We start from the raw sequence: 19,918 nt of genomic DNA, 5'->3' as shown, positions 1-19,918 counted from the left end.
GTGGCGGTGGCGGGGGGCGTTTCAAACCGCGCAGCGCGAAATTCCGGGTGCGGGGTTGGTGGAGAACCGCGCGGGCCGCCCGTCAGGGCGACCCGAAGCGCGGTCGGCGGGCGGTCAGTGCGCGCCTGCGTAGATCCACTCGAGCAGCGAGTCGTGCGCGGCGCGCGCGGCTTCCGCGTGATCATTGTTGATGAAGCTGACGACGATGTAGCTCTGGCCGTCGGCGCCGGCGACGTAGCCGGCGATCGCGCGCACGTCGCGCAGCGTGCCGGTCTTGATGTGCGCATTGCCGAGCACGCCGGCGTTGGTGAGGCGGTTCTTCATCGTGCCGTCGATGCCGGCGATCGGCAGCGAATCGACGAACGCCTGCGCGACGGGGCTCGCATTCGCGGCCTGCAGCAGCGCGGCGAGCGACAGGGCGCTCACGTGCTCTTCGCGCGACAGCCCCGAGCCGTTCTCGAGCACGAGGTCGGGCATCGCGATGCCGTTCTTCTGCAGGAACGCCTGGATCACGCGGCTCGACTGTTCGGGCGTGGCGGGCGGCTTGCCGCTGACCGCGCCGATCGTCAGGAACAGGTTGCGCGCCATCACGTTGTTGCTGAACTTGTTGATGTCGTAGACGATGCTGCCGAGCACCGGGCTGTAGTGCACGGCGAGCGGCCGCGCGGTGGTCGGCACCTTGCCTTCGCTCACGGGCCCCGTGATCGTGCCGCCGTCCTGCTGCCACAGCGCGAGGAAGCCGCGCGCGAAGAACGTCGTGTGATCGAGGATCGCGAGGTTGGTCGTGTGTGCGCCGCAACGCAGCGGGTAGTCGCCCGCGAACGAGGCGGTCATGATGCCGCCGCCGGCCGTCAGCGTCGGGCGCGCGGCCGATGCGGCCGCACTGCACGAGCCGGAGCCTTCGACGAGCTGGTTGTCGATCGACAGGTCCGCGAGCGGCGGCAGCACGTCGACGGCCACCTTGCCGTCTTCGCCCGGCGTGACCGTGAACGACACCGCCTTGAACGCGTACAGCAGCGGATCGGGGCCGACGTTGTACGGTGCGCTGGCGTCGTCGTCGAACGACGGCAGGTCGCGCGTCGACGTCGCGAAATAGCTCTTGTCGAGCACGAGGCCGCCGGCCACGCGCTTGACGCCGGCCTTGCGGAGCTTGTCGACGAGATCGATCAGCTCTTCGGGCACGAGCTTCGGGTCGCCGGTGCCCTTGATGTACAGGTTGCCCTGCAGCGTGCCGTCGGGATCGATCGTGCCGTCCGTATAGGCGGTCGTGCGCCAGCGATAGTCGGGGCCGAGGATCGACAGGCCCGAGAAGGTCGTCACGAGCTTCATCGTCGATGCCGGCAGCATCGGCCGGCTCGCATTCCACGCGATCAGCGGCTCGGGATTGCCGACGCGCTCGACGACGACGCTCATCGCCGAAGCCGGCACCTTCGCGCGCTGCAGCGCGACGAGCACGGACGCCGGCAGGCCCGCCGCACGTGCGGCAGGCGACACGACGGCGGTCTTGCGTGCTTCCTTGTGGGATTTCTTGCGGGCTTGCGCGGACGGTGCGAACGCGAGGGCCGTGCAGGTGGCGACGACGGCTGCTGCGCGCAGGCAGACGCGGGCGCGGGGGGCGAACCGGACGGAAAGATCGGAAATCGGCATGGGCGAATACGGGAAAAGCAGGGGCTCGGGCAGGGCGCGCAGGGGCGCCGAAGCGCACATTGTAGAGACAAGTCGGAACAGGTCCCTTGCAATCCGCCTTACTGTTGCATTGCAGGGTGCCGCGCACGTGATTCGCGGCGCTACAATGGTCGGCGTGTTTGACTCGCCCCATGGATGCCAGTCCCGATGCGGATACTGCTTGTCGAAGATGATCGAATGATTGCCGAAGGCGTGCGCAAGGCGCTGCGCTCGGACGGCTTTGCGGTCGACTGGGTGCAGGACGGCGACGCGGCGCTCACGGCGCTCGGCGGCGAGACGTACGACCTGCTGCTGCTCGATCTCGGCCTGCCGAAGCGCGACGGCATCGACGTGCTGCGCACGCTGCGCGCACGCGGGCTGTCGCTGCCGGTGCTGATCGTCACCGCGCGCGACGCCGTCGCCGATCGCGTGAAGGGGCTCGACGCGGGCGCCGACGACTACCTCGTCAAGCCGTTCGACCTCGACGAGCTGGGCGCGCGGATGCGCGCGCTGATCCGCCGCCAGGCCGGGCGCAGCGAGTCGCTGATCCGCCACGGCGCGCTGACGCTCGATCCCGCTTCGCACCAGGTGACGCTCGACGGCGTGCCCGTCGCGCTGTCCGCGCGCGAGTTCGCGCTGCTCGAGGCGCTGCTCGCGCGGCCGGGCGCGGTGCTGTCGAAGAGCCAACTCGAGGAAAAGATGTACGGCTGGGGCGAGGAGATCGGCAGCAACACGGTCGAGGTCTACATCCACGCGCTGCGCAAGAAGCTCGGCTCGGACCTGATCCGCAACGTGCGCGGGCTCGGCTACATGGTCGTCAAGGAAAGCTGACGCGTGAGGTCGATTCGTCATCAATTGCTGATCTGGCTGCTCGCGATCGTCGTCGCGGGCGTGGGCATCGCGGGCTGGCTCATCTACCGGCAGGCGCTCGCCGAGGCGAACGAGCTGTTCGACTACCAGCTGCAGGAAATTGCCGCGGCGCTGCCGTCGGAGCCGTTCTCGCAGGTGTTCGGCTCGCGCACCAACGGCGACGAAGGCATCGTGATCCAGATCTGGAACCGCAACGGCGTGCTGATGTATTTCTCGCATCCGCGTGCGCCGATCGCACCGCGTGCGGAGCTCGGCTTCTCGACCGAGCGTACCGATCGCGGCGAATGGCGCGTGTACGGTGCGATCGTCGGCGACAACGTCGTACAGCTCGCGCAGCCGCTGTCGGTGCGCAACCGGCTGGCGGCGAACGTCGCACTCCGCACGCTGTGGCCGTTGATCGTGCTGCTGCCGTTCCTCGGCGCGGCCGTATGGGTGATCGTCGGGCGCGGGCTCGCGCCGCTCGGCCGCGTGACGCGCGCGGTCGAGGCGCGCCGGCCGGAAGCGCTCGATCCGCTGCCCGATGCGCGCCTGCCGCTCGAGGTGCAGCCGCTCGTGCGGGCGCTGAACGGGCTGCTCGCGCGGCTGTCGGCGGCGCTCGACACGCAGAAGGCGTTCGTCGCCGACGCCGCTCACGAATTGCGCACGCCGCTCGCGGCCGTGCAGATCCAGGCGCAGCTCGTTGCCCGCGCGAAGGACGATGCGTCGCGCCGCGAGGCGGTCGCGGATCTCCAGGACGGCGTGTCGCGCGCGACGCGTCTCACGGAACAACTGCTCGCGCTTGCACGCGCCGAGCCGGATGGCGCGACGATGCGCGAGCCGGTCGACCTGCACGCGCTGCTCGCCGAATGCGTAGCTGCCCATGCACCGCTCGCGCAGCGGCACAACATCGATCTCGGTTTCGAGGAGACGCGCGAGGCGAGCGTCGTCGCGGACGTCGGCGCGCTGCGCGTGATGTTCGGCAACCTGCTCGACAACGCGGTGAAGTACACGCCGGACGGCGGCCGTATCGACGTGTCGCTGACGAGCGATGCGGCCGGCCGCGCGTGCGTGCAGATCGGCGACAGCGGGCCCGGCATTCCGGCGGACGAGCGCGAGCGCGTGTTCGACCGCTTCTATCGCGACAGCACGGCGCGCGCGCGCACCGACGTGTCCGGCAGCGGCCTCGGGCTCGCGATCGTCAAGCGCGTGGCGGCGCAGCAAGGCGCGACGGTGGCGCTCGGCGATGCGGCCGCGGGCGGTCTGCTGGTCAGCATCGTGTTCCGCGACGCCGAGATGCCGGCCCGGGCGCCGCAGTCGTCCGAATCCGTGTGAAGAACGCCGCCGGGCGGGCCCCGGCGGTCGCTTAAGCCCCGCTTAAGGCTGATTAAGCCTCCTTTAAGTCAGGGTCGTTACGCTCCGTCCTAACAAAGAGGAGGTCCTACGATGAACACCCGATTCCTTGCGCGCGGCGCCGTCGCGGTCGCCGTGGCGGCCGCCCTGTCGGCCGGTTATTACGCCGGTACCCGCCGCGCCGATCCGCAGATCATCACGCCCGCGCAGGCTGCCGCGTTGATGCCGGCCGAAGCGGCCGCCAAGACCGGTATTCCCGATTTCTCCGGGCTCGTCGAGACCTACGGCCCGGCGGTCGTGAACATCAGCGCGAAGCACGTCGTGAAGCAGGTGTCGCGGCGCGTGCCGCAGCCGCAGCTGCCGATCGATCCGAGCGACCCGTTCTACCAGTTCTTCAAGCACTTCTACGGCCAGGTGCCGGGCATGGGCGGCGACGCGCAGCCGGACGACCAGCCGAGCGCGAGCCTCGGCTCGGGCTTCATCATCAGCTCCGACGGGTACATCCTCACCAACGCGCACGTGATCGACGGCGCGAACGTCGTCACGGTCAAGCTGACCGACAAGCGCGAGTACAAGGCGAAGGTCGTCGGCTCCGACAAGCAGTCCGACGTCGCGGTGCTGAAGATCGATGCAAGCAGCCTGCCGACCGTGAAGATCGGCGATCCCGCGCAGAGCAAGGTCGGCCAGTGGGTCGTCGCGATCGGTTCGCCGTACGGCTTCGACAACACGGTCACGTCGGGCATCATCAGCGCGAAGTCGCGCGCGCTGCCGGACGAGAACTACACGCCGTTCATCCAGACCGACGTGCCGGTGAACCCCGGCAACTCGGGCGGCCCGCTGTTCAACCTGCAGGGCGAGGTGATCGGCATCAACTCGATGATCTATTCGCAGACGGGCGGCTTCCAGGGCCTGTCGTTCGCGATCCCGATCAACGAGGCGATCAAGGTGAAGGACGAGCTCGTGAAGACCGGCCACGTGAGCCGCGGCCGCCTCGGCGTCGCCGTGCAGGGGCTGAACCAGACGCTCGCGAGTTCGTTCGGGCTGCCGAAGCCGGACGGTGCGCTCGTCAGCTCGGTCGACCCGAACGGTCCGGCCGCGAAGGCCGGCCTGCAGCCGGGCGACGTGATCCTGTCGGTCAACGGCTCGCCGGTCGCCGATTCGACGTCGCTGCCCGCGCAGATCGCGAACCTGAAGCCGGGTTCGAAGGCCGACCTGCAGATCTGGCGCGACAAGTCGAAGAAGTCGCTCAGCGTGACGCTCGGCGCGATGGCCGATGCGAAGCTCGCGTCGAACGACGGCGGCCCGGTGGAGCAGGGGCGCCTGGGCGTTGCGGTGCGTCCGCTGTCGCCGCAGGAGCGCAGCGCCGACAACCTGTCGCACGGGCTGATCGTGCAGCAGGCCGGCGGGCCGGCCGCCAACGCGGGCATCCAGCCCGGCGACGTGATCCTCGCGGTCAACGGCCGCCCGGTCACGAGCCCCGAGCAGTTGCGTGACGCGGTCAAGGGTGCAGGCAACAGTCTTGCTCTGCTGATCCAGCGCGATAATGCACAGATCTTCGTGCCGGTCGATTTGAGCTGACCGGAGATGGTCGCGGCCGGCCTGGCCGGCTGCGGCGGGCGCCGTCGTTCGACCGCGTAGCGCAGCGCCCCGTATGTGTTCCGACCCCAAGGAGAGAGCCATGCAATATCTACGCAACGTGTCCCGATTTGCCGTCGCCGCGGCGCTGGCCGCCGGCCTCGCAGCCGGTGCGACCGGCGCGTACGCGCAGTCGGACGGCTTGCCTGCCGCGCGCCAGCAGGGCGATGTCACTTTCGTGTCTGGCGGCGTCGGGCAGGACGAATCGACGGCGTTCCAGCGCAACGAAGCGAGGTGGCCGCTGGCGCTGCGCTTCACCGGCAAGGGCGGCGAGTTCCTGGCCGACGTCCATGTGCGGATCGTCGACGGCAAGGGCACCGAAGTGCTGAAGACCGACGCGCGCGGGCCGTACATGCTCGTGAAGGTGCCGCCGGGGCGCTATACGGTGCATGCGTCGTACCAGGGCAACGATGAATCGCGCGCCGTCACGGTCGGCGCGAAGGGCGGCGCGAAAACCGCATTCCAGTGGAGCGCGCAGTAGCCGGCCGCGCGCGGCCCGGGCACGGGTCGCGCAATCGGACGAAGTTTCGCCCATAATGAAAGCCACGGCACCCGTGCCGTGGCTTTTTTCGTTTCCTGCCCCCGGCCCGCCGGCCGCCCGAAGGAGAAACGATGTCCGATGCAGCCGACCCTCGACTCGAAATCGTGCCGAACCGTCATCGCGTGCGCGTGATTCATCGCGGCATCACGTATGCCGATTCGCATGGCGCGCTGACCGTGCGTGAAACGGGGCTCCCGGACATCCATTACCTGCCGCGCGGCGACGTCAACATGCGCCGGCTCGTGAAATCAGGCACCACGACGGCCTGCCCGTTCAGGGGGCAAGCCGTGCACTTCGATTTGCAGACCGAAGACGGCGTGATCGAGAACGCCGCATGGAGTTACGAAGAACCGGAGGAGGGGGCGTCCGCGCTTGCGCACTACGTCGCCTTCGATGTCGCACTGGTCGACAGTCTCGTCGAGACGTCCTGATGCGGCGCGTGTTCATCGGGGAGGCGTCATGGAACTGAACGACACGTTACGCGTACCGCTCGCGCCGCCTGTCGTGCGGGATGCGCTGGAGGATCTCGCGCTGCTGAGGGCGAGCTTCGACCATTGCGAATCGTTCGTGAAACTCGCGCACGGCGAGTTCGCGCTGACGGTCACGGTGCCGCTCGGCCCGCTGCGCGCCCGCTACGACGTGCGCGCGCATGCGGCCGCCGAGCAGGGCGATGCGGAAGGGCAGCCGCGCCGCGTGATCAACTTCAAGGCGCGGGCCGACGGCCTCGGTGCGTTGCGCGGCCAGGTCGAGCTCGTGCTGATGCCGGACGACGACGCGGATGCCACGCGGATCGAGTACGTGGTCTGGGCGACAGCGAGCGGGCCGCTTGCCGAGCTGCCGGGGCGGCAGATCGACAATGCGCTGCGCGAGTGGACCGATACTTTCTTCCGCGAGTTCTGCGCGGTCGTGCAGGCGAAGCACGGTCTCGCGCCGAATCGTGCGCGTTCGCCCGCGCAGCGGCGCCAGCACGTGTTCCTGCGGCCGGCGTCGCTGGTGGCCGCGACCAAGCGTTCGCCGCCGCCGCATCTCGGCGGCGCGCTGACCGGGCGTGCGGCCAGTGCGCTCCCGCATCGCGGTTCGGGCACGGTGCCCGTCTGGGCATGGGCGGCGATGATCGTGTTCGTCGCGCTGCTGCTCTATGCGGCACGCTGGATCAACGTCGCCTGAGCGTCCGGCCGGTTCCGCCGCTCTCGCTTCATCGCCTGCCCGCCGCCCGCGCGGCGGGCGTTACCGTCCCGCCTCGGCGCCGGTCCCGGCGCCGCGAAATTCCCTTCGATACGCAGACGGCGACGTGCCGAGCGCGCCCGAGAAATGCTGGCGCAGCGACACGCTCGAGCCGTAGCCGGCCGCCTGCGCGATCGCGTCGATCGATTGCCCGGTGGTTTCGAGCAGGTGCTGCGCACGCGCGAGCCGCTCGGCCTGCAGCCACGCGGTGACGGTCGTGCCCGTTGCCTGGCGGAAGTGGCGCGTGAACGTGCGGCGGCTCATCAGCACGCGTTCGGCGAGCGAATCGACACTGTGCGCGGCGTCGAGGTGCGCACGCACCCAGTCGAGCAGGCCCGCGAGCCGCGCATCGCGCGGGTGCGCGGCGACCGGCTGCGGCACGTACTGGGCCTGCCCGCCCTGGCGGTGCGGCGGGATCACGAGGCGGCGCGCGATCTGGTTCGCGGCGTCCGAGCCGAAGCGCCGCCGCACGACGTGCAGGCAGCAGTCGAGCCCCGCGGCCGTACCTGCCGACGTCATCAGGTTGCCGTCGTCCACATACAGCACGTCGGGATCGAGCTTCACGCGCGGAAAGCGTTCGGCGAAATCGTCGGCCCACGCCCAGTGCGTGGTGGCCGGGCGGCCGTCGAGGAGGCCGGCCGCCGCGAGCACGTACGCGCCGAGGCACAGGCCGACGAGTTGCGCGCCGCGTGCGGCGACCGCGCGGACGGCATCGAGCAGCTCGCCGGGCGGCGCTTCGTCCGGGTCGCGCCACGCCGGCACGATGACGATGTCGGCATCGTCGAGCGCGTCGAGCCCGTATGGCGCGGTAATCGTGAAGCCGCCGGTCGTGGCCAGCGGGCCGCGCTCGGCCGAGCACACGCGGAACTCGAACACGGGCGACACGGCCGCGTCGCGCTCCTTGCCGAACACGACGGACGGCACCGACAGGTGGAACGGGCTGATGCCGTCGTATGCGATCACGGCGACGACGGTCGGAACGGGCGGGGCGGGCGACGCAGCGGCGGTCATGACGGGCTCCGGGTAGGCGATGGCCCGATTCTATCGAAGAATGGCTATCGGGCCACTGTCCGCGTGAGCGATGCGACCGGACAATGCAACGCATCGCGCTGCTGGCCGTCCCGCTCCGGGGCGGGGCGGCGCCCCCGGACCAGGAGCCCGTCATGTCGAACGCCGTCCCGCATTCCGCTTCCCATCCTGCCGCCCGCCGTGCACTGGTCGTGATCGACGTCCAGAACGAATACGTGACGGGCAACCTGCCGATCGAGTATCCGCCGCTCGACGTGTCGCTCGCGAACATCGGCCGTGCGATCGACGCCGCGCATGCGGCCGGCGTGCCGGTGATCGTGGTTCAGCACGTCGCGCCGGCCGGCGCGCCGATCTTCGCACCGGGCTCCGACGGCGTCGCGTTGCATGCGGTCGTCGCCGGCCGGCCGTACGCGCACCTGATCGAGAAGGCGCAGGCAAGCGCGTTCGCCGGCACCGATCTCGCCGCGTGGCTCGATGCGCACGGGATCGATACGCTCGCGGTGGCCGGCTACATGACGCACAACTGCAATGCGTCGACGGTCTATCACGCGGCGCATGCGGGGCTGAAGGTCGAGTACCTCGACGACGCGACGGGCGCGCTGCCTTACGAGAACGAAGCGGGGGCGGCGAGTGCCGAAGAGATTCACCGCGCGTTCACGGTGGTGTTCCAGTCGAATTTCGCGGCGGTGATGTCGACCGGCGCATGGATCGCGGGGCTGGCCGGTGCGCCGATGCCGGCGTGCGATTCGGTGGTCGCGTCGAACCGGCGGGCCCGCGCGCATCGCGCGAAAGCGGCCTGATCCGGACGGCGGGGCGGGGGCGGCCGCCTCTTGCCGTCAGTCGCCGTCCTTCAGCATCGCCGGGCTGTAGCGCAGCATGTCGAAGCAGCCGTCGACGAGCTTTTCAGCATGCTGCTCGGCGTCGATCTCGTCGGGCAGCATCAGCATGTCGCGCACGAAGCCGCTGACGAGCGTGTGCAGCATCAGCGTCGCGCGCCACGTATCGAGCCGCTCGGGCAACAGCTTGAGCCGCACGGCCCCGGCGAGATCGGCGTCGATCGTGTGCAGCGCCTCGCTCATCCCCGCGCGGTTGCGTTGCAGCAGCGGCTCCATGTCCGCGACGTACTCGCACTTCATGAACAGGATGCTGAACACGCGCCGCAGCTGCGAATCGCGCTGCACGCCGAGCAGGCACCAGATCAGGATCTGGCGGACCTTGTCGAGCGGATTGCCGCCCGGTGCGTCGAGCGGCATCCGCTTCAGTTCGTCGATCGGCAGAAACACGCGGTCGAACATCGCATCGAACAGCTCACTCTTGTTCGCGAAATGCCAGTAGATCGCACCGCGCGTCACGCCGGCGTGTTGCGCGATGTCCGCGAGCGACGTGTGCGACACACCCTTCTCGAAAAACACGTGTTCGGCGGCGTCGAGAATGCTGTTGCGCGTCTCGAGCGCCTCCTCCTTGGTACGTCTGACCATGTGCAGGCCTGATTGGATCGATCGTAGGTGAATATAGGGTCTGCAACCCTCGCAGCCGTCATGCAGACGGGCTATGCTTGCGACTGGTAACAATTCGTAAGACTGGATAGCCGGCGGCGCTCAACCGGGCTTTTTACATACATTCGTGAATGTATATACAATACCACCCTACGATCGAATGACCCAAGTGGCAATCAGTTAATATCCCACTCTGCTGATTCCCGCCAAAGTACCAGTCCGCAGTTCGCGGCATCCCCGTCGGCACGGAGGTCTCGTGCCGACGTGCTGTATCTAGCAGTCCAGTATTTCAGGTGTTCGATCTGCGCCGCGAGGCGCATCCGTGTTGCGCTCTGGTCGGGTGCGGCACTTATTCCATTGGTTATACACAGAGGTCGCTCCATGCGCGTCGAACGGGTTCCATACCGCTTAATCACTGTCGCGACGGCCGCCGTTTTCCTGGCCGCGTGCGGGAAAAAAGAATCGGCACCGCCGCCGCAAACGCCGGAAGTCGGCGTCGTCACCGTCCAACCGCAAGCCGTACCGGTCTTCACCGACCTGCCGGGCCGTACCAGTGCGTTCCTCGTCGCGCAGGTCCGCGCGCGGGTCGACGGTATCGTGCTGCGCCGTGAATTCACCGAAGGCACCGACGTCAAGGCCGGCCAGCGCCTCTACAAGATCGATCCGGCACCTTATGTCGCCGCACTGAACAGTGCGAAGGCGACGCTCGCGAAGGCGCAGGCGAACCTCGTCACGCAGAACGCGCTGGTCGCGCGCTACAAGGTGCTGGTGGCCGCGAACGCGGTCAGCAAGCAGGACTACGACAACGCGGTGGCCACGCAAGGCCAGGCCGCGGCGGACGTCGCGGCCGGCAAGGCAGCGGTCGACACCGCGCAGATCAACCTCGGCTATACGGATGTCGTGTCGCCGATCACCGGCCGTGTCGGCATTTCGCAGGTGACGCCGGGCGCATACGTGCAGGCGAGCCAGGCGACGCTGATGTCGACGGTGCAGCAGCTCGATCCGGTGTACGTGGACCTCACGCAGTCGAGCCTCGACGGGCTGAAGCTGCGCCAGGACGTGCAGAGCGGGCGTCTGAAGACGACCGGCCCGGGCGCGGCGAAGGTGTCGCTGATCCTGGAAGACGGCAAGACCTACCCGGAGCCGGGCAAGCTGCAGTTCTCGGACGTGACGGTCGACCAGACCACCGGCTCGGTGACGATCCGCGCGGTCTTCCCGAACGCGGGCCGCGTGCTGCTGCCGGGGATGTTCGTGCGCGCACGGATCGAGGAAGGCGTGAACGAGAACGCGTTCCTGGTGCCGCAGATCGGCGTCACGCACGACCAGAAGGGCCAGGCGATCGCGATGGTGGTGAACGCCAGCAACAAGGTCGAGCCGCGTCCGCTGAAGACGGTCGGCATGCAGGGCCAGAACTGGGTCGTCGAAGGCGGTCTGGAAGCGGGCGATCACGTGATCGTGCAGGGCGTCGACAAGGTGCGTCCGGGTGCGACCGTGAAGACCGTCGCCGCGCAGCTCGCACCGGCGGCCGATGCCGCATCGGGTGCTGCTGCCGCCACCGCCGCACCGGCCGCTGCCGGTTCCGGCGCCGCTGCTGCTTCCGGTGCTGCCGCATCGGGCGCCGCGCCGGCGAGTGCAGCCGCGGCTTCGAGCGCGCAATAACAGGGAGCCTGTTTCATGGCAAAGTTTTTTATCGATCGCCCGATCTTCGCGTGGGTGATCGCCATCATCCTGATGCTGGCCGGGGTTGCGGCGATCTTCACGCTGCCGATCTCGCAGTATCCGACGATCGCGCCGCCATCGATCCAGATCACCGCGAACTACCCGGGCGCTTCCGCGAAGACGGTGGAAGACACGGTAACGCAGGTGATCGAGCAGCAGATGAGCGGTCTCGACAACTTCCTGTACATGTCGTCGACGAGCGACGACTCGGGTAACGCGACGATCACGCTGACCTTCGCGCCGGGCACCAACGCCGACATCGCACAGGTCCAGGTGCAGAACAAGCTGTCGCTCGCGACGCCGGTTCTGCCGCAGGTCGTGCAGCAGCTCGGTCTGTCGGTGACGAAGTCGAGCAGCAGCTTCCTGCTGGTGCTCGCCTTCAACTCCGAAGACGGCAGCATGAACAAGTACGACCTCGCGAACTTCGTGGCGTCGCACGTGAAGGATCCGATCAGCCGGTTGAACGGCGTCGGTACCGTCACGCTGTTCGGCTCGCAGTACGCGATGCGGATCTGGCTCGACCCGAACCGCCTGACGAACTACGGCCTCACGCCGGTCGACGTCAGCTCGGCGATCACCGCGCAGAACGTGCAGATCGCGGGCGGCCAGATCGGCGGCACGCCGGCCACGCCGGGCACCGTGCTGCAGGCGACGATCACCGAATCGACGCTGCTGCAGACGCCCGAGCAGTTCGGCAACATCCTGCTGAAGGTCAACCAGGACGGCTCGCAGGTTCGCCTGAAGGATGTCGCGAAGATCGAGCTCGGCGGCGAAAACTACAACTTCGACACGAAGTACAACGGTCAGCCGACCGCGGCACTCGGTATCCAGCTCGCGACCAACGCCAACGCGCTCGCGACCGCGAAGGCCGTACGCGCGAAGATCGACGAACTGGCACCGTTCTTCCCGCACGGCCTCGTCGTGAAGTATCCGTACGACACGACGCCGTTCGTGAAGCTGTCGATCGAGGAAGTGGTCAAGACGCTGCTCGAAGGTATCGTGCTCGTGTTCCTCGTGATGTATCTGTTCCTGCAGAACCTGCGGGCGACGATCATCCCGACGATCGCGGTGCCGGTGGTGCTGCTCGGCACGTTCGCGATCATGTCGATGGTGGGCTTCTCGATCAACACGCTGTCGATGTTCGGCCTCGTGCTCGCGATCGGCCTGCTGGTGGACGATGCGATCGTGGTGGTCGAGAACGTCGAGCGGGTGATGGCGGAAGAGGGCTTGTCACCGAAGGAGGCGACCCGCAAGGCGATGGGCCAGATCACCGGCGCACTCGTCGGCGTGGCGCTCGTGCTGTCGGCGGTGTTCGTGCCGGTCGCGTTCTCCGGCGGGTCGGTCGGCGCGATCTATCGTCAGTTCTCGCTGACGATCGTGTCGGCGATGGTGCTGTCGGTGCTGGTCGCGTTGATTCTGACGCCGGCACTGTGCGCGACGATCCTGAAGCCGATCCCGCAAGGGCATCACGAAGAGAAGAAGGGTTTCTTCGGCTGGTTCAACCGCACGTTCAACAACAGCCGCGACAAGTACCACGTCGGCGTGCACCACGTGATCAAGCGCTCGGGCCGCTGGCTCATCATCTATCTGGTCGTGATCGTCGCGGTCGGCCTGCTGTTCGTGCGCCTGCCGAAGTCGTTCCTGCCCGATGAAGACCAGGGCCTGATGTTCGTGATCGTGCAGACGCCGTCGGGTTCGACGCAGGAAACGACCGCGAAGACGCTCGCGAACATTTCCGACTACCTGCTGAAGGACGAGAAGGAAATCGTCGAGTCCGCGTTCACGGTCAACGGCTTCTCCTTCGCGGGCCGCGGCCAGAACTCGGGTCTCGTGTTCGTGCGCCTGAAGGATTACTCGCAGCGTCAGCATGCGAACCAGAAGGTGCAGGCGCTGATCGGCCGGATGTTCGGGCGCTACGCGGGCTACAAGGACGCGATCGTGATCCCGTTCAACCCGCCGTCGATTCCGGAACTCGGTACGGCTGCCGGCTTCGACTTCGAGCTGACGGACAACGCCGGTCTCGGCCACGATGCGCTGATGGCCGCGCGTAACCAGCTGCTCGGGATGGCTTCGAAGGATCCGACGCTGCAGGGTGTCCGTCCGAACGGCCTGAACGATACGCCGCAGTACAAGGTCGACATCGACCGCGAGAAGGCGAACGCGCTCGGCGTGACGGCTGCGGCGATCGACCAGACGTTCTCGATCGCGTGGGCATCGCAGTACGTGAACAACTTCCTCGATACCGACGGCCGGATCAAGAAGGTGTACGTGCAGTCGGACGCGCCGTTCCGGATGACGCCGGAAGACATGAACATCTGGTACGTGCGCAACAGCTCGGGCGGGATGGTGCCGTTCAGCGCGTTCTCGACCGGTCACTGGACGTACGGTTCGCCGAAGCTCGAACGTTACAACGGCGTGTCGGCGATGGAAATCCAGGGTCAGGCCGCACCGGGCAAGTCGACCGGCCAGGCGATGACCGCGATGGAAGGGATCGCGAAGAAGCTGCCGGTCGGTATCGGCTATTCGTGGACGGGCCTTTCGTTCCAGGAAATCCAGTCCGGTTCGCAGGCGCCGATCCTGTACGCGATCTCGATCCTCGTCGTGTTCCTGTGTCTCGCGGCGCTGTATGAAAGCTGGTCGATCCCGTTCTCGGTGATCATGGTCGTGCCGCTCGGCGTGATCGGTGCGCTGCTCGCGGCAACGATGCGCGGCCTCGAGAACGACGTGTTCTTCCAGGTCGGCCTGCTGACTACCGTGGGCTTGTCGGCGAAGAACGCGATCCTGATCGTGGAATTCGCGAGAGAGCTGCAGCTGACGGAAAAGATGGGGCCGATCGAGGCCGCGCTGGAAGCGGCGCGTCTGCGGCTGCGTCCTATCCTGATGACGTCGCTCGCGTTCATTCTCGGCGTGATGCCGCTCGCGATCAGCAACGGCGCGGGTTCGGCCAGCCAGCACGCGATCGGCACCGGCGTGATCGGCGGGATGATCACGGCGACGTTCCTCGCGATCTTCATGATCCCGATGTTCTTCGTGAAGATCCGTGCGATCTTCAGCGGCGAGAAGGAAGACGTCGACGAGGCGCTGCGCCTGGCTCAGGAGCACTCGCACCACGAAGAGAAGCCGGGCAACGGCGACGAAGGCAACAAGGGACAGTGATGATGCAAAAACACGCTTTGACTGCAATCGCGGTCGCGCTCTTTGCCACGGGCTGCACGATGGCGCCGCATTACAAGCGGCCCGACGCACCCGTCGCGCAGGCGTACCCGGCCGGCGGCGTCTACGCGACGCAGCCGGGTGCGGCCGGCGCGCGCAGCGCGAACGGCCAGGCGGCGACCGCCATCGGCTGGCGCGAATTCTTCGTCGATCCGCGCCTGCAGCGGCTGATCGAAATCGCGCTGAAGAACAACCGCGACCTGCGCGTGTCGGTGCTGAACATCGAGGCGGCGCGCGCGCAGTACCAGATCACGCGCGCGGGCCTGTTCCCGACGCTCAGCGCGACGGGCACCGGCAATCGCCAGCGTTTGCCGAATGCGCTGACGTCGGTGCCGGGTCAGAACATCACGTCGACCTACAACGTCGGGCTGTCCGCTTCGTGGGAGCTCGACCTGTTCGGCCGCGTGCAGAGCCTGAAGGACCAGGCGCTCGCGCAGTACCTGTCGACCGCGTATGCGCGGCAGGCCTCCGAGATCTCGCTGGTGTCGCAGGTGGCTGACCAGTACCTGACGCTGCTGTCGACCGACGACCTGCTGAAGGTCACGGAAGACACGCTGAAGTCCGCGCAGGCGTCGTACAACCTGACGAAGCTGCAGTTCGACAACGGCACGGGCTCCGAGCTCGACCTGCGTCAGGCGCAGACGGTGGTCGAGCAGGCGCTCGCGAACCAGCAGGCGCAGGCACGTGCCCGCGCGCAGGCGCTGAATGCGCTGGTGCTGCTGATCGGCGAGCCGCTGCCGGACGACCTGCCGGCAGGCATGCCGCTCGACGCGCAGAACCTGCTGACGGACGTGCCGGCCGGGCTGCCGTCGGATCTGCTCACGCGCCGTCCGGACGTGATGCAGGCCGAGCAGACGCTGCTGGCCGCGAACGCGAACATCGGCGCGGCACGCGCGGCGTTCTTCCCGAAGATCTCGCTGACGGCCGCGTTCGGCACCGCGAGCCCGACGCTGGGCGGCCTGTTCAAGGCCGGCACGGCGGCGTGGTCGTTCGCGCCGAACATCGCGCTGCCGATCTTCGAGGGCGGGCAGAACATCGCGAACCTCGATCTCGCGCACGTGCAGAAGCGCATCGAGATCGCGAACTACGAGAAGGCGATCCAGTCGGCGTTCCGCGAAGTATCGGACGGGCTGGCCGCACGTGGTACGTACGACCAGCAGATCGCGGCGCTGGAGCGCAACGAGCACGCGCAGCAGCGACGTTTCGACCTGTCGGACCTGCGCTACAAGAATGGTGTGGACAGCTACCTGTCGGTGCTGACCGCGCAGACGGATCTGTACTCGGCGCAGCAGACGCTGATCAGCGCGCGTCTGGCGCGCTGGACGAACCTGGTCGACCTGTACCGCGCACTGGGCGGCGGGTGGGTCCAGCGGGCCGGCGAGACGCCGCGTGCGCCGGATGCGCCGGTCGACTACGACAAGGCGGCCGCTCCGGCGGCGGCGGCGTCGGCGGCAGCGACGAACGGGTAAGCGCAGAGAAGGGCAGGCGCGGGAAACCGCGTTTGTCCGCCGAACCGGCAGTACGCAAAAACGAAACGCCACGGACGCAAATCCGTGGCGTTTTCTTTTGTGCTGTCGAATCGTGCGAGAAGAAGGGTGTTGTCGTGGCGATGCGTGCGTCGCGTTCCGCTTGCGCTGTTCATGCCCGCCACGCCAACCACGCCAACCACGCTGACCGCGCTGACCGCGCTGACCGCGCAACGTGCGCAGCCAATCGACATCCTGCACCGCTCACCGGTGCTCGGCCTCCACGCGCGGAGCGCGCCCCCGAGCGCTCCGCGCGGCCCGGCACCTGCACAGCAAAAACGCCACGGCAAGCCGTGGCGTTTTGCGTTACCGCTTCGCGCCGTCGTCCGGCGCGGTGCGATCAGTGGTGCACGTCGGCGGGACGCCCGTCGAAGTCGTGTCCGGCGCGGCGGATGTCGCAGCGCGCATCCTTTTCGCCTTTCACGCCGTTGAACACGATGTTCAGGATCACGGCCGAGGCCGATGCCAGCAGGATGCCGCTGTGCAGGATCGGGGCGAGCGCGGGCGGCAGCTTCGAGAAGAAGTGCGGCGACACGACCGGCACGAGGCCCATGCCGACGCTCACGGCGACGATGAACAGGTTGTGCGAGTTGTTCACGAAGTCGACCTTCGACAGCACCTTGATGCCGTTCGCCGCGACCATCCCGAACATCACGATGCCCGCACCGCCGAGCACGAACGGCGGCACCGATGCGACGACCTGCGCCATCTTCGGGAACAGGCCGAGCAGCACGAGGATCACGCCGCCCGTGGCGCACACGAACCGGCTCTTCACGCCCGTCACGCCGATCAGGCCGACGTTCTGCGAGAACGACGTATGCGGGAACGAGTTGAAGATGCCGCCGATCAGCGTGCCGAGGCCGTCGACGCGCAGGCCGCGCACGAGGCGCTCCTGGTTGACCGGACGATCGACCATGTCGCCGACCGCGAGGAACATGCCGGTCGATTCGATGAACGTGACGAACATCACCGTGACCATCGTCACAATCGACAGCGGGTCAAAGTGCGGCATGCCGAAGTGGAACGGCATCACGATGCCGACCCACGGTGCGTGCGCGACGCCGTCGGTATTCACGCGGCCGATCGCGAACGCGATCGCGAAGCCGGCGACGATGCCGAGCAGCACCGAGATATTCGCGATGAAGCCGCGGCCGAACTTGTTGATCATCAGGATCAGCGTCAGCACGAGCAGCGACAGGCCGAGATAGACGGGGCTGCCGTATTCGGGGTTACCGACGCCGCCGGCCGCCCAGTTGATGCCCACTTCCATCAGCGACAACCCGATCACGGCGATCACCGTGCCGACGACCACGGGCGGGAAGAACCGCAACAACTTGCCGATCATCGGCGCGAGCACGATGCCGATGATGCCGGCCGCGATCGTCGAGCCGAAGATGTCGAGAATGCCGAGGCCGGGGTTCGTGCCGATCGCGATCATCGGGCCGACCGCCGCGAACGTGCAGCCCATGATGACGGGCAGGCGGATCCCGAAGATCCACAGGCCCAGCGTCTGGATCAGCGTGGCGATGCCGCACGAAAACAGATCGGCGCTGATCAGGAACGCGATCTGGTCTTTTGGCAGCTTGAGTGCGGCGCCAACGATAAGCGGCACCGCGACAGCGCCGGCGTACATGACGAGGACGTGTTGCAGACCAAGCGTTACCAGCTTGCCGGTCGGCAGCACCTCATCGCACGGATGGACCGTGTTCGATTGCATCTGTCTCACTCCATGATCTTGTTTTCGGGGTGATACGAAGTTATTCGGAATGAATCCACGCAACAAGAGCGCTGGGTTCTATTCCGTTCTTTGCTGGTTCGATATGCCGATTCGGCATGGAACAGGGTGTCGATCATCGGGAAACTGCCGCAGGAGTGAGGTTTCCCGGTTTTATAGCCCTTCAAAATAGCGCCGGCCCCCGTGTCAAATATAGGTCGCTTTATGGTGTGTATCGGGGCGGGCGCATAGTGGCAAAAAGGGGTGTCGAAAAATCGTGCCGGGTTAACCCGCGAACGGCCGCTTTTGCACACAAGGTGCAGCCCGGTGTAACCCGGCGGCAAACCATGCATTCGACGCGTCGACGATGCGGCAAAAAACGGGGCGCACATCGCGATCCCGTTATCATCGGTATCCGTTCATACGAATTCGCCTACACGTCATGCGCCTGCTCGGAATCGACCTCGGCACCGGCTCCGTCAAACTCGTCACGCTCGATGCCGACGGCGTCGAGCGGGCAGTCGCGAGCGAACCTTATGCGTTGTCGTCGCCGCACCCCGGCTGGGCCGAAATCGCGCCCGCCACGTGGTGGCAGGCGCTCGTGCGCGCGGCCGCGCGGCTGCCGGACGGCGAGCGCGCGCAGGTCGCGGCGATCGGTTTCTCGGGGCAGATGCACGGCGTCGTGCTGATCGACGCAGCCGGGCAGCCGGTGCGGCCCGCGCTGCTGTGGCCCGACACGCGTGCGGTGCGCGAAGCGGATGCTGCCGGCTGGGCCCGTGCCGGTTTGCCCGTCGCACCGAACCCCGTCGCGCCCGGCATGGCCGGCCCGCTGCTGCGCTGGCTGGCCGCGCACGAACCCGAGGCGCTGCGCGCCGCGCGCTGGGCCGTGCAGCCGAAGGACTGGCTGCGCATCGCGCTCGGCGGCGACGTCGCGGCCGATCCGAGCGACGCGTGCGCGACCGCGCTCGCGACGCCCGACGGCGCGTGGGATCTCGCATTGATCGACACGCTCGGCCTGCCGGCCGACCGCTTCGCACCGGTGCTTGCGTCGACTGCGCGCTGCGGCACGCTCGGCGCGCGGGCGGCCGCCGCGCTCGGCCTGCCGGCCGGCGTGCCGCTGGCGACGGGCGCGGCCGACACGGCATGCGCGGCACTCGGCAGCGGGCTGGCTGCCGCAGGCGACGCGATGCTGACGACCGGCAGCGGTGGCCAGATCGTCGTGCTCGCGGATACGCTGCCGCCTGCGCGGCGCGGCCTCCATCGCTATCGCACGGCAGCCGGCGGCGGCTATTACACGATGGCCGCGATGCAGAACGTCGGGCTCGCGCTCGAGGCCGTGCGCGGCTGGCTCGGCTACCCGGGATGGGCCGATGCGTATGACGATGCGTTCGCGCAGCCGGCGTCCGAACGGTTGTGCTTCCTGCCGTACCTGACGGGCGAGCGCTCGCCGTGGATGAACCCCGATGCGCGCGGCGGCTGGCTCGGCCTCGGGCTCGGCGATACGCGCGGCGCGATGATGCGCGCCGCGTTCGAAGGCGTCGCGTTCGCGTTGCGCGCGGGGCTCGATGCGATTCGCGATGCCGATCGCGGCGACCCGGTGACGATGCTGCGTCTCGCGGGCGGCGGTTCGGTCGATCCGCGCTGGCGCCAGTTGCTGGCCGACGCGCTCGGCGCATCGCTGCACGCTATCGACTGCCCGAACGCCGCGACGCGCGGCGCCGCGTTGCTCGCGGGTGTCGCGATCGGGCACTGGCGGGACGACGCTTGGCGTACGCTGGCACCGGCCGCGTCGCCGGTCGCCGCACCGCGTGACGACGGTCGACTGGCCGCGCGCCACGCGCGCTTCGTCGACCTGTACGCGCGCACGGATGCATGGTTCACGACGGGCGTTTAAACTCGAACACTTGTTCTTTTGCGTCAGCGATGACGCATCCCGGCAAGCCGGCGGCCGTTTCCC

At 67.8% G+C, this 19,918-nt stretch carries 15 protein-coding genes; 11 read left to right on the top strand and 4 right to left on the bottom strand.

What is annotated here, in order from left to right:
- Positions 1–114: 114 nt before the first annotated feature.
- Positions 115–1,647, bottom strand: coding sequence for a D-alanyl-D-alanine carboxypeptidase/D-alanyl-D-alanine endopeptidase (gene dacB, locus AC5LXK_RS13985; protein WP_493389343.1), 1,533 nt, complete (start codon positions 1,645–1,647; stop codon positions 115–117).
- 186 nt (positions 1,648–1,833) lie between these two features.
- On the opposite strand from dacB, the gene AC5LXK_RS13980 reads away from it, so the two are divergent.
- From AC5LXK_RS13980 to AC5LXK_RS13955, 6 genes are all read left to right on the top strand, one after another.
- On the top strand, positions 1,834–2,496 hold the full coding sequence (locus AC5LXK_RS13980; RefSeq protein WP_059233314.1) for a response regulator: 663 nt from the start codon (positions 1,834–1,836) through the stop codon (positions 2,494–2,496).
- A gap of 3 nt (positions 2,497–2,499) precedes the next feature.
- Positions 2,500–3,846 carry an ATP-binding protein gene (locus AC5LXK_RS13975; RefSeq protein ID WP_493389342.1) on the top strand — a complete coding sequence of 449 codons (1,347 nt, stop codon included), beginning with the start codon at positions 2,500–2,502 and terminating at the stop codon, positions 3,844–3,846.
- A 111-nt stretch (positions 3,847–3,957) separates the two neighbouring features.
- Positions 3,958–5,442, top strand: a complete 1,485-nt coding sequence (locus AC5LXK_RS13970; protein WP_493389341.1) for a DegQ family serine endoprotease — start codon at positions 3,958–3,960, stop codon at positions 5,440–5,442.
- Positions 5,443–5,542: 100 nt separating this feature from the next.
- On the top strand, positions 5,543–5,980 hold the full coding sequence (locus AC5LXK_RS13965; protein ID WP_493389340.1) for a carboxypeptidase-like regulatory domain-containing protein: 438 nt from the start codon (positions 5,543–5,545) through the stop codon (positions 5,978–5,980).
- A gap of 131 nt (positions 5,981–6,111) precedes the next feature.
- Positions 6,112–6,471, top strand: a complete 360-nt coding sequence (locus AC5LXK_RS13960; protein WP_493389339.1) for a DUF427 domain-containing protein — start codon at positions 6,112–6,114, stop codon at positions 6,469–6,471.
- 28 nt (positions 6,472–6,499) lie between these two features.
- The gene (locus AC5LXK_RS13955) at positions 6,500–7,207 is read left to right on the top strand and encodes an SRPBCC family protein (RefSeq protein ID WP_493389338.1); all 708 of its coding nucleotides are present in this window, start codon (positions 6,500–6,502) and stop codon (positions 7,205–7,207) included.
- A gap of 60 nt (positions 7,208–7,267) precedes the next feature.
- Here AC5LXK_RS13955 and AC5LXK_RS13950 read toward each other — a convergent pair whose 3' ends face one another.
- A complete protein-coding gene (locus AC5LXK_RS13950) occupies positions 7,268–8,275 on the bottom strand; it encodes a helix-turn-helix domain-containing protein (RefSeq protein WP_493389337.1) in 1,008 nt (335 codons plus the stop codon).
- 152 nt (positions 8,276–8,427) lie between these two features.
- Here AC5LXK_RS13950 and AC5LXK_RS13945 point away from each other — a divergent pair, with 152 nt between their 5' ends.
- Positions 8,428–9,093, top strand: a complete 666-nt coding sequence (locus AC5LXK_RS13945) for a cysteine hydrolase family protein (protein WP_493389336.1) — start codon at positions 8,428–8,430, stop codon at positions 9,091–9,093.
- Between the two features lie 36 nt (positions 9,094–9,129).
- On the opposite strand, the gene AC5LXK_RS13940 is transcribed toward AC5LXK_RS13945, so the two are convergent.
- Positions 9,130–9,771: a TetR family transcriptional regulator gene (locus AC5LXK_RS13940; protein ID WP_493389335.1), complete on the bottom strand. Its 642-nt coding sequence runs from the start codon at positions 9,769–9,771 to the stop codon at positions 9,130–9,132.
- Between the two features lie 399 nt (positions 9,772–10,170).
- Here AC5LXK_RS13940 and AC5LXK_RS13935 point away from each other — a divergent pair, with 399 nt between their 5' ends.
- The 3 genes from AC5LXK_RS13935 to AC5LXK_RS13925 are packed head-to-tail and all read left to right on the top strand — an operon-like array spanning position 10,171 to position 16,190.
- Complete coding sequence (locus AC5LXK_RS13935) at positions 10,171–11,448, top strand: efflux RND transporter periplasmic adaptor subunit (RefSeq protein ID WP_493389334.1); 1,278 nt, start codon at positions 10,171–10,173, stop codon at positions 11,446–11,448.
- A gap of 15 nt (positions 11,449–11,463) precedes the next feature.
- On the top strand, positions 11,464–14,664 hold the full coding sequence (bpeB, locus tag AC5LXK_RS13930; RefSeq protein ID WP_493389333.1) for an efflux RND transporter permease BpeB: 3,201 nt from the start codon (positions 11,464–11,466) through the stop codon (positions 14,662–14,664).
- Positions 14,664–16,190 (top strand): efflux transporter outer membrane subunit, encoded by a 1,527-nt coding sequence (locus AC5LXK_RS13925; RefSeq protein WP_493389332.1) that lies wholly within the window; start codon positions 14,664–14,666, stop codon positions 16,188–16,190. The genes bpeB and AC5LXK_RS13925 overlap by 1 nt, the downstream gene beginning before the upstream one ends.
- A 397-nt stretch (positions 16,191–16,587) precedes the next feature.
- Here AC5LXK_RS13925 and AC5LXK_RS13920 read toward each other — a convergent pair whose 3' ends face one another.
- Positions 16,588–17,964 (bottom strand): nucleobase:cation symporter-2 family protein, encoded by a 1,377-nt coding sequence (locus tag AC5LXK_RS13920; protein WP_493389331.1) that lies wholly within the window; start codon positions 17,962–17,964, stop codon positions 16,588–16,590.
- A gap of 439 nt (positions 17,965–18,403) precedes the next feature.
- On the opposite strand from AC5LXK_RS13920, the gene AC5LXK_RS13915 reads away from it, so the two are divergent.
- A complete protein-coding gene (locus AC5LXK_RS13915; RefSeq protein ID WP_493389330.1) occupies positions 18,404–19,855 on the top strand; it encodes a xylulokinase in 1,452 nt (483 codons plus the stop codon).
- The last annotated feature ends 63 nt before the right edge of the window (positions 19,856–19,918 follow it).

This window comes from Burkholderia pulmonis (genome assembly GCF_984667975.1).
Note: the sequence above shows the minus strand (reverse complement) of the source record. Positions and strands in the feature narration are given on the sequence as shown.

What these genes read in the sequence shown, in the direction of transcription:
- bpeB (WP_493389333.1), top strand. Translation starts at nt 11,464, where the DNA reads ATGGCAAAGTTTTTTATCGATCGCCCGATCTTCGCGTGGGTGATCGCC.
- AC5LXK_RS13960 (WP_493389339.1), top strand. Translation starts at nt 6,112, where the DNA reads ATGTCCGATGCAGCCGACCCTCGACTCGAAATCGTGCCGAACCGTCAT.
- AC5LXK_RS13945 (WP_493389336.1), top strand. Translation starts at nt 8,428, where the DNA reads ATGTCGAACGCCGTCCCGCATTCCGCTTCCCATCCTGCCGCCCGCCGT.
- AC5LXK_RS13940 (WP_493389335.1), bottom strand. Translation starts at nt 9,771, where the DNA reads ATGGTCAGACGTACCAAGGAGGAGGCGCTCGAGACGCGCAACAGCATT.
- AC5LXK_RS13980 (WP_059233314.1), top strand. Translation starts at nt 1,834, where the DNA reads ATGCGGATACTGCTTGTCGAAGATGATCGAATGATTGCCGAAGGCGTG.
- AC5LXK_RS13950 (WP_493389337.1), bottom strand. Translation starts at nt 8,275, where the DNA reads ATGACCGCCGCTGCGTCGCCCGCCCCGCCCGTTCCGACCGTCGTCGCC.
- AC5LXK_RS13915 (WP_493389330.1), top strand. Translation starts at nt 18,404, where the DNA reads ATGCGCCTGCTCGGAATCGACCTCGGCACCGGCTCCGTCAAACTCGTC.
- dacB (WP_493389343.1), bottom strand. Translation starts at nt 1,647, where the DNA reads ATGCCGATTTCCGATCTTTCCGTCCGGTTCGCCCCCCGCGCCCGCGTC.
- AC5LXK_RS13970 (WP_493389341.1), top strand. Translation starts at nt 3,958, where the DNA reads ATGAACACCCGATTCCTTGCGCGCGGCGCCGTCGCGGTCGCCGTGGCG.
- AC5LXK_RS13920 (WP_493389331.1), bottom strand. Translation starts at nt 17,964, where the DNA reads ATGCAATCGAACACGGTCCATCCGTGCGATGAGGTGCTGCCGACCGGC.
- AC5LXK_RS13935 (WP_493389334.1), top strand. Translation starts at nt 10,171, where the DNA reads ATGCGCGTCGAACGGGTTCCATACCGCTTAATCACTGTCGCGACGGCC.
- AC5LXK_RS13965 (WP_493389340.1), top strand. Translation starts at nt 5,543, where the DNA reads ATGCAATATCTACGCAACGTGTCCCGATTTGCCGTCGCCGCGGCGCTG.
- AC5LXK_RS13925 (WP_493389332.1), top strand. Translation starts at nt 14,664, where the DNA reads ATGATGCAAAAACACGCTTTGACTGCAATCGCGGTCGCGCTCTTTGCC.
- AC5LXK_RS13955 (WP_493389338.1), top strand. Translation starts at nt 6,500, where the DNA reads ATGGAACTGAACGACACGTTACGCGTACCGCTCGCGCCGCCTGTCGTG.